The sequence below is a fragment of the Microcoleus sp. MON2_D5 genome (assembly GCF_036701905.1).
Classification (GTDB): Bacteria; Cyanobacteriota; Cyanobacteriia; order Cyanobacteriales; family Microcoleaceae; genus Microcoleus.
In genome coordinates, this window is sequence record NZ_JAUBRM010000124.1 from 1 (window position 1) to 13,738 (window position 13,738).

Annotated in this window: 15 protein-coding genes and 1 pseudogene; 5 read left to right on the plus strand and 11 right to left on the minus strand. The window is 44.4% G+C overall.

From position 1 onward, the window contains the following. Positions 1 to 99: 99 nt before the first annotated feature. From QUA47_RS27845 to QUA47_RS27855, 3 genes are all read right to left on the minus strand, one after another. Positions 100 to 246: a hypothetical protein gene (locus tag QUA47_RS27845; RefSeq protein WP_333078341.1), complete on the minus strand. Its 147-nt coding sequence runs from the start codon at positions 244 to 246 to the stop codon at positions 100 to 102. Continuing rightward, the gene (locus tag QUA47_RS27850; RefSeq protein WP_333433160.1) at positions 233 to 853 is read right to left on the minus strand and encodes a Uma2 family endonuclease; all 621 of its coding nucleotides are present in this window, start codon (positions 851 to 853) and stop codon (positions 233 to 235) included. The genes QUA47_RS27845 and QUA47_RS27850 overlap by 14 nt, the downstream gene beginning before the upstream one ends. Positions 854 to 1,004: 151 nt before the next feature. Further along, on the minus strand, positions 1,005 to 1,238 hold the full coding sequence (locus tag QUA47_RS27855; RefSeq protein ID WP_333433161.1) for a hypothetical protein: 234 nt from the start codon (positions 1,236 to 1,238) through the stop codon (positions 1,005 to 1,007). Positions 1,239 to 1,416: 178 nt separating this feature from the next. On the opposite strand from QUA47_RS27855, the gene QUA47_RS27860 reads away from it, so the two are divergent. After that, on the plus strand, positions 1,417 to 2,556 hold the full coding sequence (locus QUA47_RS27860) for a hypothetical protein (protein WP_333433162.1): 1,140 nt from the start codon (positions 1,417 to 1,419) through the stop codon (positions 2,554 to 2,556). Positions 2,557 to 2,863: 307 nt separating this feature from the next. Further along, positions 2,864 to 4,246 carry a transposase gene (locus tag QUA47_RS27865; RefSeq protein WP_333433163.1) on the plus strand — a complete coding sequence of 461 codons (1,383 nt, stop codon included), beginning with the start codon at positions 2,864 to 2,866 and terminating at the stop codon, positions 4,244 to 4,246. Here QUA47_RS27865 and QUA47_RS27870 read toward each other — a convergent pair. Continuing rightward, positions 4,216 to 4,587, minus strand: coding sequence for a hypothetical protein (locus QUA47_RS27870; protein ID WP_333433164.1), 372 nt, complete (start codon positions 4,585 to 4,587; stop codon positions 4,216 to 4,218). The genes QUA47_RS27865 and QUA47_RS27870 overlap by 31 nt on opposite strands. A 279-nt stretch (positions 4,588 to 4,866) precedes the next feature. Here QUA47_RS27870 and QUA47_RS27875 point away from each other — a divergent pair, with 279 nt between their 5' ends. Next, a complete protein-coding gene (locus QUA47_RS27875; RefSeq protein WP_333433165.1) occupies positions 4,867 to 6,300 on the plus strand; it encodes a transposase in 1,434 nt (477 codons plus the stop codon). Positions 6,301 to 6,359: 59 nt separating this feature from the next. Here the strand turns inward: QUA47_RS27875 and QUA47_RS27880 are convergent, their stop codons facing one another. The 6 genes from QUA47_RS27880 to QUA47_RS27905 all read right to left on the minus strand — a co-directional run bounded on the left by QUA47_RS27880 (position 6,360) and on the right by QUA47_RS27905 (position 11,351). Continuing rightward, positions 6,360 to 7,481: a DUF6753 family protein gene (locus QUA47_RS27880; RefSeq protein WP_333433166.1), complete on the minus strand. Its 1,122-nt coding sequence runs from the start codon at positions 7,479 to 7,481 to the stop codon at positions 6,360 to 6,362. 108 nt (positions 7,482 to 7,589) lie between these two features. Next, positions 7,590 to 8,384, minus strand: a complete 795-nt coding sequence (locus tag QUA47_RS27885; RefSeq protein ID WP_333433167.1) for a mobilization protein MobD-like protein — start codon at positions 8,382 to 8,384, stop codon at positions 7,590 to 7,592. A gap of 49 nt (positions 8,385 to 8,433) precedes the next feature. Further along, on the minus strand, positions 8,434 to 8,946 hold the full coding sequence (locus QUA47_RS27890; RefSeq protein WP_333433168.1) for a hypothetical protein: 513 nt from the start codon (positions 8,944 to 8,946) through the stop codon (positions 8,434 to 8,436). After that, positions 8,939 to 10,531 carry a hypothetical protein gene (locus QUA47_RS27895; RefSeq protein WP_333433169.1) on the minus strand — a complete coding sequence of 531 codons (1,593 nt, stop codon included), beginning with the start codon at positions 10,529 to 10,531 and terminating at the stop codon, positions 8,939 to 8,941. The genes QUA47_RS27890 and QUA47_RS27895 overlap by 8 nt, the downstream gene beginning before the upstream one ends. 246 nt (positions 10,532 to 10,777) lie before the next feature. Further along, a complete protein-coding gene (locus tag QUA47_RS27900; protein ID WP_333264400.1) occupies positions 10,778 to 11,011 on the minus strand; it encodes an SMI1/KNR4 family protein in 234 nt (77 codons plus the stop codon). Beyond that, on the minus strand, positions 10,989 to 11,351 hold the full coding sequence (locus tag QUA47_RS27905; protein ID WP_333342488.1) for an HNH endonuclease: 363 nt from the start codon (positions 11,349 to 11,351) through the stop codon (positions 10,989 to 10,991). Before QUA47_RS27905 ends, QUA47_RS27900 begins: the two co-directional genes overlap by 23 nt. A gap of 436 nt (positions 11,352 to 11,787) precedes the next feature. Between QUA47_RS27905 and QUA47_RS27910 the strand changes: the two genes are divergently transcribed. Beyond that, positions 11,788 to 12,222, plus strand: coding sequence for a discoidin domain-containing protein (locus QUA47_RS27910; protein ID WP_333433170.1), 435 nt, complete (start codon positions 11,788 to 11,790; stop codon positions 12,220 to 12,222). A gap of 139 nt (positions 12,223 to 12,361) precedes the next feature. Next, positions 12,362 to 13,427, plus strand: a pseudogene (locus QUA47_RS27915) (ISKra4 family transposase). 98 nt (positions 13,428 to 13,525) lie between these two features. Here QUA47_RS27915 and QUA47_RS27920 read toward each other — a convergent pair. Beyond that, positions 13,526 to 13,738, minus strand: a 213-nt coding sequence (locus tag QUA47_RS27920) for a phytanoyl-CoA dioxygenase family protein (protein WP_333432719.1), incomplete at its 5' end; no start/stop codon positions are given.

A 13,738-nucleotide genomic window follows, 5' to 3' on the forward strand; every position in this document is an offset into this window, starting at 1 on the left:
TTTTCTTGTTTTCTTGACCCTACATTAGATTCTTCTGAGTCCTTGTGTCAAGCCTAATTGAGATGCTCTTACCCTGCCCTCCTTTTCCTGACCAAGCTATTAGTTACTTTCTTCAGCGCCAAGGGGAATCAGACCCTTGCCAATTTGTTTGCTCAACTCGTTGAGACTCAATCCCCGTTCCATTGCGACCGCACGAATTCTCTCCATCCTACCGACGTTACCTGGATATAAGCTAGATAGCAGCATATCTGCCGGCCGCGAAGATTTGTTGCGCTGTTAATTGCAAGCCGGGAAAGATTGAGGAAATAAGCAGATCGTCATTTTGAAACAACTGTTTTTGATACTCGTCTTCTCGCAGCGTACAAATTGTAACTGTCGGCTGTTTGGGTTTGCCAATATATTCTCTGCCACCAATGCCCAAATAGTCAATAATCCAATACTCAGGCACTCCAAGCAGGGCGTAATCTTCAACTTTGCGAGCGTAATCGTTCTGCCAGTTGGTGCTAACGACTTCAGCAATCAGTTTAATTGAGGAACCTGATGTAATTACAGGTTCTTGTTGCCACAAAGGTTCATTAATTAGTCGAGTTTGGTCTAATACAAGCACATCGGGGTGAAAGGCTGTTGCTGTTCCTAATAGTTTGATGAGACAGCGAGGGGGGATAAGGTAGGGTAGATCCAGGCGGTCAATTTCTACATTCAGTTTTCGTCCCAGAAAACCGGATACTTGTTCGTGCGGCCCTGTTGGTTCCATTTCGGTTAATTCACCATCAATCAGTTCGTAGCAATCGCTGTCGCCGTAGTTTGTAATAAATTCATCGACAGTTATAAGTTTTGGAGGTGATAGAACCATTATATTTTTTCCTGATACATTAATACGGCACAAAACCGTAAATTTTAACAATTATTTACCGATAAAAACACCGTCATTACTATTAATAAAACTTCTAGTAACGAGTTGATAGAAAGTTTTTTTATCTAACCTCCCTTTCCATATCTGGCGATTAGTTACTTTTTTCACCAGTGTCAAGGGGAATCAGACCCCTGCCAATCTGTTCTATCAACTCGTTGAGACTCAATCCCCGTTCCATGGCGATCGCGCGAATTCCTTCCCATCCTACCGATGTTACCTGAATATTTCTTTGCTTCTTGGGTTCTTCATAGCGGGGTTGTCCCCCAGAGCGGTTGAGGTTGGCTAGTGAGTTGGGATGGGGGTGAATTCCTTTCCTGGGTGACATAGCGTCGATAGCATTTCCTTTTTTTTACTATTTTCGCATTTTCTGGAGGCTTCTCGACGATAACTATGTTAGTGTTGAATAGTTCAAGAAAATTCCTGCCCGCGCTGACTCCCCTACTCCGGTTGCGGTCGAGCGCGGGCGAGCCTTGCATTCAACAAACTCGCCAGGAATGCGTCAAATGCAATCAGAAGCAGACGATCGGGAGCCGCAAGCGTTAATTGTTTTGCCGGGGGGTATTGGAGGGTGTACCTCTTGTGCTGCGAAACAACTGCGACTCGACCCCGAATTTCAATCTCTCATTCCTCCCGTGAGTAAAGACGAAAAAGCCGCCCTGCAAGCGAGCATTCTGGAGGAAGGATGCCGCGATCCGTTAGTAGTCTGGGCCGAGGAAAAGCTTCTCATCGACGGCCACAACAGGTTCGCCATCTGTACCGCGCACGGCATACCATACAAAATTGTAGAGATGTCTTTTGAGGGCCGGAATGCAGTCAAGGTCTGGACGATCGCCAACCAACAGGGACGGCGCAGCTTGACGCCAGAATCCGTTAGCTACCTGCGCGGCACCTGGTACGAGCTGACCAAGGAATCTCACGGGGGCAAGCGTTCGGCAAACTGTCAAAATGACAGTTTGACAGACAAAATATCGCCAGATAGAGCAAGCTGTCAAAATGGCAGCTTGACAGACAAAACAATGCCAGATGAGGCAAGCTGTCAAAATGACCACTTGACAGACAAAACAATGCCAGAAGGAGCAAGCTGTCAAAATGGCAGCTTGACAGACAAAACAGCACGAGAGTTGGGAGAACGGTTCAAAGCTTCCCCCCGAACGATTTACCGGGATGCCAAGTTTACTCGAGCTGTGGATGCTCTCAGTTCTATTGGAGGGGACGAAGTGAAGTGGAAAATACTGAATCGCTCTGCTGGGCTGACCAAGAAGCAGGTCATCGCTTTGGCAAACGACACTCGCAGCAATCCGGCTCAGGTTGCCAAAACTTTACAGGGGCGCGACAAAAAAGTAAAACCTGAAGGCGAACCTAAGATCGCCCACCACCTGACGCTCAAAATTGGTTCCTTGGTGGAAGTGTACGCGCCCGATCGCCAGGACGTTAACGGTCGGTTGGGGCGCATTCAGTCAGTGGGCGAGAAAACGGCTACCGTGTGGATGCGGCACATCCCTACTCTTGCCATGAATTTGCATACCTTCAAACACTCGGCTCTTACTGCTGTACCGCTCGAAAATCAACCCGGACTTCAAGAAATTTGCGATCGCACTGACCGACTTCACGAATTAGGAAATCTAGATCCTTTTGAGATATAAATCCTCAACTTGTTAGAAAGAACAACGGCTCTTACTCCCACCGAATTGCAGTATTTAGCTAGTCAGACGGGAATCCCCACACTATATCGCTTCGATTAGTGTGGGATGAGAGGCGCGTGAATCGAGGATTCCACATTTTCATGTCCTCGCCCGCTATGCTGGCGAGCAATGAAGGTGTGGATGACGAGATGAACAAATCTTTATTTGCCAACATCGTTACTTGACATAATTATTAAATTACTGCTTGACACAATATAGTTTTTTCTGGTATTTTTATTCTCAGCAAATGCGTAAAGGTCGTAGCGCAATGAAAGTAACATATCAGTATCAGTTCTATCCCAACACCATTCAAAAGTTAAGCCTAAATCATTGGTTGAGAATTTGTCGCTATTGGTACAACAGGCAGCTAGGCGATCGATTTGATTGGTGGGAGAGTAACCGGACTGCTATAAATGCTTGCCCATTAGTTGCTAGCATCTCTACGCCTCGTGAAAAGCCTAACTACTATTCCCAAAAACAACAATTACCAGTCATCAAAAAAAACCTAGTAAAAGTCTTCCACAGTGGCGAGCTATTGGACTTTAAGCAGGTAGATTCAACTATTCTGCAAGATGTTTCTAAGCGAGTAGATAAAGCCTTTGAGCGGTTTATCGTAGGGGACAGTAAAGGCGGGCGATCGGGTAAGCCCCGATTCAAGACTGAAGCGGATTACCGGACGATGACTTTTTCTACGGCTAATAACGACTGGATTAAGCTGGTTCGCAAGAATTGGTTTTATATCCGATTGCCGAAGTTGGGTGTCATAAAAGTTCGGATGCACCGCCCAATCCCCGATGGATTCACTATTAAGCAAATTAGTGTAACTAGAAAGGCTGACGGTTGGTTCATCCAGATAATGCTTGAAGACGCTTCAGTACCCCAGTTTATTCCTGATAAAGTTACCCCAAACTGGGATAACTCAATTGGGTTGGATGCGGTGCTACATGAAGATGTCTATTTAGCAACATCGTCAGGGGAAAAGCTACCTTCGTTGAAACCGCTTCGCAAAAACCAAGCTAAGTTAGACCAGATATCAAGGAAGCGGAACAAACGGAAGCGCGGTTCTAAAGCCCGACGGAAATTAGCCAAAAAAGAAGCGAGACAGCACCAAAAAATAGCGCGTTGTCGCCAAGATTTCCACTACAAAACAGCTCACAGACTTGTCAGGTCTGGAGCTAAATTCTTTTTTCATGAGGACTTAAACTTAAAAGGCTTAACGAAACGGAATAAAGTTAAGCAAGATAATGAGGGTACTTACCTCCCAAACGGTCAATCAGCTAAATCAGGACTAAATAAGTCTTGGCTGGATGCTGCGTTCGGTCAGTTTTTTAAGACGCTGGAATACATAGCCGAAAAAGCTGGATCAGTCGTCGTTCCGCAAAAACCTGCTTATACCTCAATGGTTCTGTGCTATCGGAATGAAATTGTTTTCACCGATTGCGGTATACGAAGCTATTGGGATGAGCAACATTCTTTAATGGTCGATCGCGATGTTAACGCCGCGATTAATTTAAAGAGACTTGGGTTGGGCATTTTCCCAAGGAGAAAACGCCGTAGCGGGAATCTTTCTATAGTAGGAACTATAGATGATAGTACCGCGAAGGAAATTTTGCACACCCTTCATCGGGCTGCAAAGATGCCCACGTCATAGCTGTACTCAGCTTGACGTGGGAGTATGTCACTTGATTCACTTGACAGTTCAAACACTGAGTCAATCAATTTTTGTTGAGATGCTAATTGTTGCAGTGAATAACAAGCTATTGCTCGCACTCGCTCAGGAGACTTGCTAGCATTTTTGGCAGCAAACGGCCCCCAGAAAGCACTCAGTACAATCTTAATCTGTTCCGATATTGGGTATGTTTGACTCAAACAGTAATCCCAAACCATATCATCGAATGGGTCGTCTAGTGCAACTAAAACACCCGATATTTGCGACTGCACTTGCTTCTGATTTTGGTCAGGTAACGGCTGATTGTTCAAATTGGCAATCATAGCTTTCTCCTGTTAACTACCAGCCGGGAAGTCCCTCGGTATATTCACAGGGGACATATCTGAGCGCTGCGAAGTACCCCGTTGGGAATTACCGAGCGTGATGAAAGGCTCGTCGGATGGAGGAACGGAAGCCGACAATTAGACTTGCCTACTATGAATCAATCTTCGGGACTATCTTGATTTTCGATGTTCTTTCCAGTGCTAAAATAGTAATTTGATGTTGCATTTTAAACGTACATAAATTATACTATGCAAAGGTCGAAAATAGGAAGTTTAGAAATGCAACTAACTTACAAATACCGCCTCAAACCCACAAAAGCCCAACTAACGACGATAGTGACTCACTTAGAACTTTGTCGCCGACAGTACAACTACCGACTCGGTGAAAGATTTAGATGGTGGGAAGCCACGAGAACGCCCATCAATGCCTGCCCCTTGATTGTTTCGATAGTCCCAATTGAGGAGATTTATAAAAATATTCCTTTGACGAGAGTCCAAACTAGAGACGGCAGGAAAAAGGATAAATCAGGCAATCCTTTGACTAGGAAAGGTGATGTTTTCTCGAACATTGAAGGCGGATTTGTACAGTGGCAGACGATACAACTGGCTGACCTAAAAAACACAAAAAAACTGTTTCCTGATTACAAAGTGTTGGATTCTCAGGTTTTGCAAGATGTCGTCAACAGAGTTGAAACTTCTTTTTCAAACTTTACTACGCCCGACAAGAATGGCAATCGTAGAGGTAAGCCCAAGTTCAAGGGTCTTCACTACTACAAGTCTTTCACATACCCTCAACTAGATAATTTACACATTGTTAAGGATGAACAAAACAGAATTTGTATTGACCTAGCAAAAATAGGTCAAGTGCCGATGGTGTTCCATCGCTCAATACCAACAGGGTTCAAAGTTAAGACGGGCAGTGTTATCAGAGAAGCGGATGGGTGGTACATTTCCTTGACGCTAGAAGATAAGACGGTTCCCGTAACGGTTGCAGAAATTCAACCGACTGAAGAAAATACTGTTGGTATAGATTTGGGAATCACTAATTACGTCTATCTTTCTAATGGTGAAAGAGTGGAAAACCCTAGATTCTTGAGGAAGTCGGCTGAAAAATTAGCAATGCTTCAAGCGAAATTAGCTGGTAGAATAAAGGGTTATAAGCCTTGGAAGATTATCAAGGACAAGGTTTCTAAACTCCATCAGTTCGTGGCTAGATCCCGATTAGATTTTCAATTTAAAACGGCACATGAGCTATTTAGCAAGTGTAATGTTTTAGTTGTTGAAGATTTGAGTGTTAAAAATCTGACTAGACGTGCCAAGCCTAAAACTGATATTGAGAATGGTAATTTGGTTTATTTGCCGAACGGTCAGTCAGCTAAAAGTGGCTTGAATAAATCCATGCTTGATGCTGCTCATGGGCAATTCGCCAGCGTCCTAAAATATGTCGCCTGGAAATTGGGTAAAAGCATTTTCTGTGTCTCTCCAAGAGGAACTTCCCAGCATTGCTGGAACTGCCTCAACAAAGTCCCGAAAGAATTGTCGGAACGGTGGCATTCTTGTCAGTGTGGAGAGTCTTTGGATCGAGATGAAAACTCAGCCAAACTTATTAGAAAGATTGGTCTTAGTTACGAAAGTGGCGGGGGAACTCCGTCACTCAAAAAAGCCTTTGAAAAAAAGGAAAAAGAAGCCTGCGGTCTAACTGTACCCAGTTGACCGTCAGGTTAGTTCACGCTAACTTATTTACATCCCACTCAAGACTTTAGTATTTGCCCTCAAGGAACAAACTCTCGTTCTTGAGGGGAGCGAATCCACAAAGTACAAAATCCTTTTTGTGCAGGTTTACCCTCTACTGTCAGCGTCACCCCCAATCGATTTATCTCTGTTTCACACAGTTTTTTGCCCCCTTTCTCGCTCAACAAAGCTTGATTCCAGCTCATAAATTGGCGAGCATATTTCCCTTCATTGCTGGTTGCCCACTGAATTGTATCCGCGTTCTTGCGAGCAAACTGACCCTCTTTGCTCAGCCCCCATTCGAGCGCTACGGCTTGTTCTAAAGTGAGCTGGCGCGGCCCTTTTGGGTCGAGTTCAGGCGGTGGAATGAACCGGGGCACAGCTAACCCGATAAACGCGCCCATCGCCATTGCCCCTAACACCACCCCGCTCCCAAAAATCACCGACCAAATATCGTGAGCAACTTTCTCTAAAGCTGCTTGTCGCACTAGGGTGTAAACTGAGTTGGAAATGTGGCGATGTTGCACCTTAACAGCCGCTTTTCCCTGCCGTTCTAAAAACTCCCTGCTTTCTTTTTCCCAATTTTCAGTAAGCTGGCGAACTTGTTCCAATTCTTGAGAGATGACAGCTTGAGAATCTTTCAAATCACCTTGCCATTTAGATTGCCAATTCTTGAAAAACTGGTCAATCTCTTGCGGTTTTTTTTCTAACAGCAGTTCGAGTTGACCTGTAGCCATCAATACGATAAAAAGCGGGTCATTTTTATTGAGGCCGTATCGGTAAGCTGTCTGAATGACGTGAGAGCGAAATTTGGAGTCTTTGCCCTTGAGTACCTGGCTGATTAGTGACTCAGTATCTCTCTCGTACATGGGAGGGGCAGATAGAGGATCTCGGTTTAGAGCTTCTCTTTCCCTCGAATCATCTTCTATGAGTTCCCAAAACTCCTCTTCATTTAGCTTACGCCCATCGGATTTCAACTTTTCTTCTACTGCATATTCTGGGACTGTATCTGGAGAATCGGGCAAACTTTGCAATTTTTCAGCGGATTGTAGGGAATTATTTTTGGTATTATTAAGTCTGCCCTCTTCCCTTGGCGTTTCCAATATCTCGCCAAACTCTTCACAGTCAACTTCGGAAAGTTCTTCTAAAAGTCGATCCGACATTCAGCCTCCTACCTAATCAAAATCCCAATCTTTATGCTGTCCAAACTCGCGCAGTCTCTAGTCTGAACTCACACATTTTGTCCGTCAAATAAAGTTGACAATCTGTTCCTAAATTTGTGGTTTATTCTCTGGTGGCATTTCCTCATCTTTTTTTCGTTCATAGGGAGCGATGACTTCTTTTTTATTGCGATTGGGTGCGTTGTTAAACAAACCTACATCTTCTATCAGACGGAAACAGTCTTCCAGAAAAGTATGCAATCGCTGTTGACTAATCAAGAAGAATTCAGAGTGTTTCATTGCTTGAGAAAAGGACAATCGCTTCGTATCAATAAACTTGCGCTCTCTTGCACTCAGAGCCGGCAAATCTACGACAGGAATTCGGTAATTATTAATGAGCTTGTTCATTTCCTTATGGCTTTGTACGTGCGACCAATCTTTGCAAACTCCAAAATTGCGGACAAAAATGTGATTGAGCTGACCTTCAAAGTAGTTGAAAGAGTCAATAAACATTTCAATGCTGTCCGTCGTGCCACCGCAAATAAACCACTTGCATACCTCAACTCCTGACTGCTCTTTAAAATCAGGAGAGGTTAAATTAGCTTCGTCAATCCATTTGTTGATAATGCTGTAAACCCGAGCGGGTAAATTGACAATTACAGGAGTTTCTACTGCTGTTTCAAAAATAATATCGATATCGAAAAACTTCTCTTCATCTTCAACTAAAGCTACGATTTTGGCATTGTGTTCAGGATAGCGCTGCTGCACATCAGGATTTTGAAAATCGCCATCAATTAACGTGTACAGCAGTTCATACTTCTGATTGAATTCAACCAGAATCCGAGTTAGCATCGACTTGCCAACGCCACCTTTCTCGCCGTCAACCAAGTGAATCATGTTAGTCATTTCATTCCTCCTTGCTGGATGTCGGTGTCTATTCAAGACTTAATAATTTTTAACTAAAGCTAGGTCCGACCATTGCCGGATCGAAACCAGCTAAGTTAAACGCGCTGTTTTCAAACTCAACTTCTCCCGCAAATTCCTCTGCTTCTTTTTCTTCGGGCAAACTTGCTGGATTTGAACTCTCAGGGGCCGTTAATTCTGCAGCAATAGATGCACCTGGATTCGATAAGTGAGGGAAAGTAGCTAAAGGAATTAAACCCGAAGAAATACCAGGGGCAATTGCTCCTAACTCGGTACAGTTAAATCCCGCATCTCGGCAAACTTCATCTATCTGCCTGAGCAAAAAATTAATGCTTTCTCGCCTCAAATACTCTAACTCTGTACTAGAATGACTACCGCTATTGCGTAATGATGCTAACAGCCACCGCGCTTTGATTAGAGGTAAAATCGTTTCCTGGAAACTAAAAAAAGGATGATTTTGCAGGTAAGATAGCAAGATAGCGTCTTCGGAATCTGGCAAAACTTGACAGCGCCAGCAAAATTCCTTGTAACGTTTTCTAGGCATAATTCCTCACCTTCTTTCCAGCACCTCGGTAGGGCCCTCCCAATAAGAGAGCTGCATCTAAGTTTGCTTCTGATTCCTCTAATGAAGGTTCTGTATTCGACGACGACTCATCACTCCATTTATTAGAATCATCTAAGCAGCTATCTTTGATACTTGAATCAGCCTTTTGTTGAACGCAAATTTCACTGTTTTGTTCAGTAATATCTTCAGTGTTTTGTTCAGTGGGTTCCTCAATTTTTTGTTCAGTAGATTGCTCGGATTTAGCGTGAGTAAATTGCTCAACTTTTAATAGAGTAGGTTGCTCGGATTTTGGGTGAGTAGGTTGTTCAGATTTTGGCTTGGTAGATTGTTCAGATTTTGGCTTGGTAGATTGTTCAGCACATTCTTTTACACTCTGTATATCAGTTGTAGGCAGTGGAGCATCTCCTGAAGTGGAAGTTGTATCTTCGGCCCTCTGAGAAGTTGCCGCAACAGACCTTTGCCTCAGTACCTCAAACTGAGATTTGAAGTAAGAAAATAGTCCGTAAACATCAGCTATGCGGCAACCTAAACCATCAGGGTCAAGTGTTTTTGGCACTGTTATGCCTGCGTGCCAAGACAGCGAATAATGAGAAAACTGATTTCGCAGTTCTGGCTTCATATATTCAGAAGTACCCCCGCAAAATACAATTTCATCTAAATCGGGCGGCAGCACTTCATTAATCCAATGAGATAGCATTCGAGCGTAGTCGAAGCGAGACAGCTTGACTGCTTCAATCAATTGGTCAACTTCTCGATCTTTCGCTGTCTCCTCTCGATTCCGAGCAATTCGGTAAAAGTAAGGGCGGTTGTAGCTTACGCCCGCTTGAGCGATTGATAAAGCCAAACGGGAAGCATCGTAGTTAGAGGTTCGCTCTTGAACTAGATCCACCAACCTTACCATTCCTAAGTCTGAAGTTTTGCCCTTACCGACAGCACCGCGTGCCGAAACTATTACCGAAGCATTGCGAAATCCTACCATAACAAAGGCAGTTACCCGCTGCTTGAAGGCTGAACCTAAATTGCTGTTGTGGATCAAAGCAATGCCGCCGCCTTCTTGCAAAACTTGGGTTTTGTCCAGGGTGACGGAGAGCTTGCCTGTGGGTGTTTCAAATGAAGCAGAGTATTGACTTAAGAGTTCAAAAAATTGCTTGGAGTCATTAAATTCGCCTGGGGGCAAGAAAACGGAGATCGCAGCGCTAAATTGATTGCCTAAATTTAACTTCCGCGACACTACCCACAAAGCTGCTAGAGCTTTGTACAAAGCGCTACTGTACTTCAGTCCTGCCAAACCGATGTGAGCATTGAATTGCGCTGCTGCTAGGTAGCCAACGGCTCGGCATTCATTACCAATTGCCACCCAAGCAATATTTTCGGGAGATGCTGATGCGAGGTTAGGTTTGGTGAAACAATTGGCTATGTCTTGGCTCACCGGCCCCACCTGCGATTCCATTACAAAGGAGCTTGCTTTACTGCCTGCTTGCGAGCTTTGGCAGAAAACTCTAGTAGATAAGCCGCCAAAATCTATAGCCAGAATTGCATCTGGTATTGAGGATTTTTTCTTCATAAATGCTGGCTTTTATTACGTTATAAAATGATAGTATTGGCTTCAGTTTAAGTCTGACTTCACCAAATCCGGTGGTTTTAGATAGTTAAAATAGCCCCCTCCAAATGGCGGGGTACAGGCTGCCTTGCAAGGAAAAAATCTCGGTTTGTGTCTGTTGCTTTGCGCCTTCCTACAAATAGCAACTATGTCAAGATTAGGCTAAGATGAAAGGCGAAAGATGGATTTTGAGAACTATCCTGTCTTCGTTTAACTCAAGCTGAGCGGGGAGTTCTGGAGCTTCAAAGAAATAAATTGGGTACGGTAATCTTCGGGCAGCTTGATTTGATGTTGCCGCTCGAAACTTTGCAACTCGGCTTCCGCAAGCGTTTGCCTCAGTTTGTATTGGTGAGAATCTGCGCGTGTTCCGTGCAGATTTTTATCTTCTTGCTGCAAGGGTTGAAGCAGTTCTGCTAATTCTTTAATATTCTTTGATATTTTCAATTGCCGATTCCAGAGAGCAATCCATCATATCCCAGTCAATGCCATCATCGGGGAACAGCGATAATTGTCCAGGCGAGACGTTGGATTGCCCGCGATTGTGATAAGAAAGGTGGCAGGCGGTACAAAGAGCAATTAAGTTTTCTGGGCGATTATCCTCCGGTATCCGGTTGCGGTGGTGTACGGTCAAAGTTAAGGCACAGCGTTCGGACTTGGTTAAACCACTTTTCTTACCAGGTCGGAGGCATTGTTGGTTGCATTTAGCACAGCGCCAGAGCGCACTTTCTTTCACCGATAACGCAATCTCTCGCCAATTCTTTGGATACCTTTTGGGTTTTGCCATAAACGTCAAAGCTCATCTCTCTATAGTGTGATCGCTTTTGTTGCCATTACTCAGAATACCGTCTCCTCCTGGCCTAAAAGCGATCGCACTCATGGATTTTGGGCATGGCCTACCTGTGGGGGTTGGGGGTTGGGTTTGGGTTTGGGTTTTTGGTTCGGTTTTAGTTTCCCCCAGAACTGAGGCGAGCGTATCCTTGGATAATACGCCTAAATTGCTGGGGCGATCGTCCCTCCTCAAATGATGAAAAAATTGTCGTGTGCCTGGTTTGCTTGGATCTTCCTCCCTACGGGAGCTGTGGCCGGCTGTTCTCAATCGATTCAACAAGTATCAAACACCCCTACACTTCCACCGCCAGCAGTGGAATCAGCATCTCCAACCAATATTCCTTCGTCGAAGCCGATATCAGGCACCAACGTAGCTGCTGGTAAACCAGTGATTGCCAGAAACGGAGGGATTACCTATCCTGGCGCTTGCTAATGCTAACGATCCGGCTGATTACCAAACAACAACGAATTATCCAAAACTGGGGCGGTGGGGAAACGGAACCAATCAAGGGACTGGCACTTTTCAAATCGTCGATTTAGGTACGGTTTATTCACTTCATGGTGTTGGTTACAATATTGATTGGGATGGCGCGTTTAAGAATTCACTAACCTTTCGCGTTGAGGTTTCAACAGACAATAAGACTTGGCAATTAGCTTCTGAAATAGTCCATCCTTACTCTCCAAATACCAGTTTCAATAAACTTGATATTGATGTTGCAATTTCACCGATGACCGCTCGATATGTCAAGTATTGGGAGCCACCAGACGGCCAATGGAATGGTTGGGGGACGTTCCATCAACTCCGGGCTTACTCCCCAAAAAAGTAAAAGGTTCAAGTGTCTTTTAGGATAGCCCATAGCTGAACTCGGTGGGAGCATCCCGGTTTTGTAAAAGTGCTGCTATCCAGAGAGGATAATAGGTAGAGCGTCAACAGAAGCGTGAACTGCATTTGTAGGAGGAGTGGCTATGACCCCTGAACAGAAGGAGCGTTTAAAAGCTTGTGCTGCTGAGATTGCCGAGATTATGTACACAAATACTCCGGTCTCAGAATTATCAAGTCTGGAAACAATCGAAAAGCATATTCGAGAGCAATGGCTAGAATTAGTCGGGCCGGAGGTTGGTTTTTTTTTATCAAACAGGCAACCGGAACAGAATCAGGACGGTCTCGCACAGTAAAAAGCTGCATTGGTAAACTAATAATTACTGAAAAACAAGCCGAAAAATTGGGAGTGAAAAAATCTACTCGTTTAGCTCCATTATTTGAAAAATGCTGCCTCCGTCAGGTGGCTAATCTCTCTTATGAGAAAGCTGAGAGTGAAATAGAAGCCCAGACGGGAGTGCATATAGGTCACACTTGTTTACACCGATTAGTGGAAAAGCAAGAATGGGCGTCCAGAATAGCTACTTCGGAGGTAAAGGAAACCAGTGTGGATGGGGGGAAAGTGCGTCTGAGAAAAGAAGAGGGAGAGGGTAGTCACTGGCTTGACTATAAGGCTGTGCGGCTGCACGACAGTTATTACGGGGCATTTTTTCTTGAGAATCAAGCGTTAATTAATTATGTGAACAGTCAGCCTTTATCAGAGGTACTAACCTGTTTGGGAGATCGCCCCGTGATGGCATTTGGAATATCATTTTCCAGTTGAATCCTGACGGGGCGCGGCGGGAAATTTTAGATTGGTATCACTTAGTTGAAAATCTATGTAAGGTCGGTGGGTCGTTGAATCGTCTGGCGCAGGGTAAGGAGTTTTTGTGGCAAGGACGAGTCCAGGAAACCATCAATTTATTTAAGTTTTGCCGTCAAAAACAAGCCCAGAACTTTTGTGCTTATTTGGAGAAGCATCGCCGACGAATTGTTAACTACGAGCAATTGTCAACACAAAAGGTTTGCTCAATCGGTTCCGGAGCTGTAGAGTCGGCAGTAAAACAAATTGATAGAAGGTTGAAAATTTCAGGAGCGCAGTGGTTGATGAAAAATGTCAATCAAATGCTTAAGCTTCGGTGCGCCTACCTTAACGGCTCAATATCCGTTTGATGCTCAAAAGCGCAAAACCGGGATGCTCCCGAACTCGGTGCGGTAGCGATGCGGGCCGACTAAACTTAAATTCAAACACACAATACTAAAGTCTTCTTCTAGCAAATCTGACCTTGCTTAGCAGCAGTAGAGTGACCAATAGGGTTACTGCCAACCCACCTTTCATCCACTGGTTCCGATGCCAATTGATAACGGCTATCCGAGGAGAGTCGAATAGAAGGAGAATGGTTATCCAAACTGGCATGAATGGTAAACATACCAAAAATCAGAACATCTCCAGCCTCGAATTCGGAACTCAACCAACGTCCTCC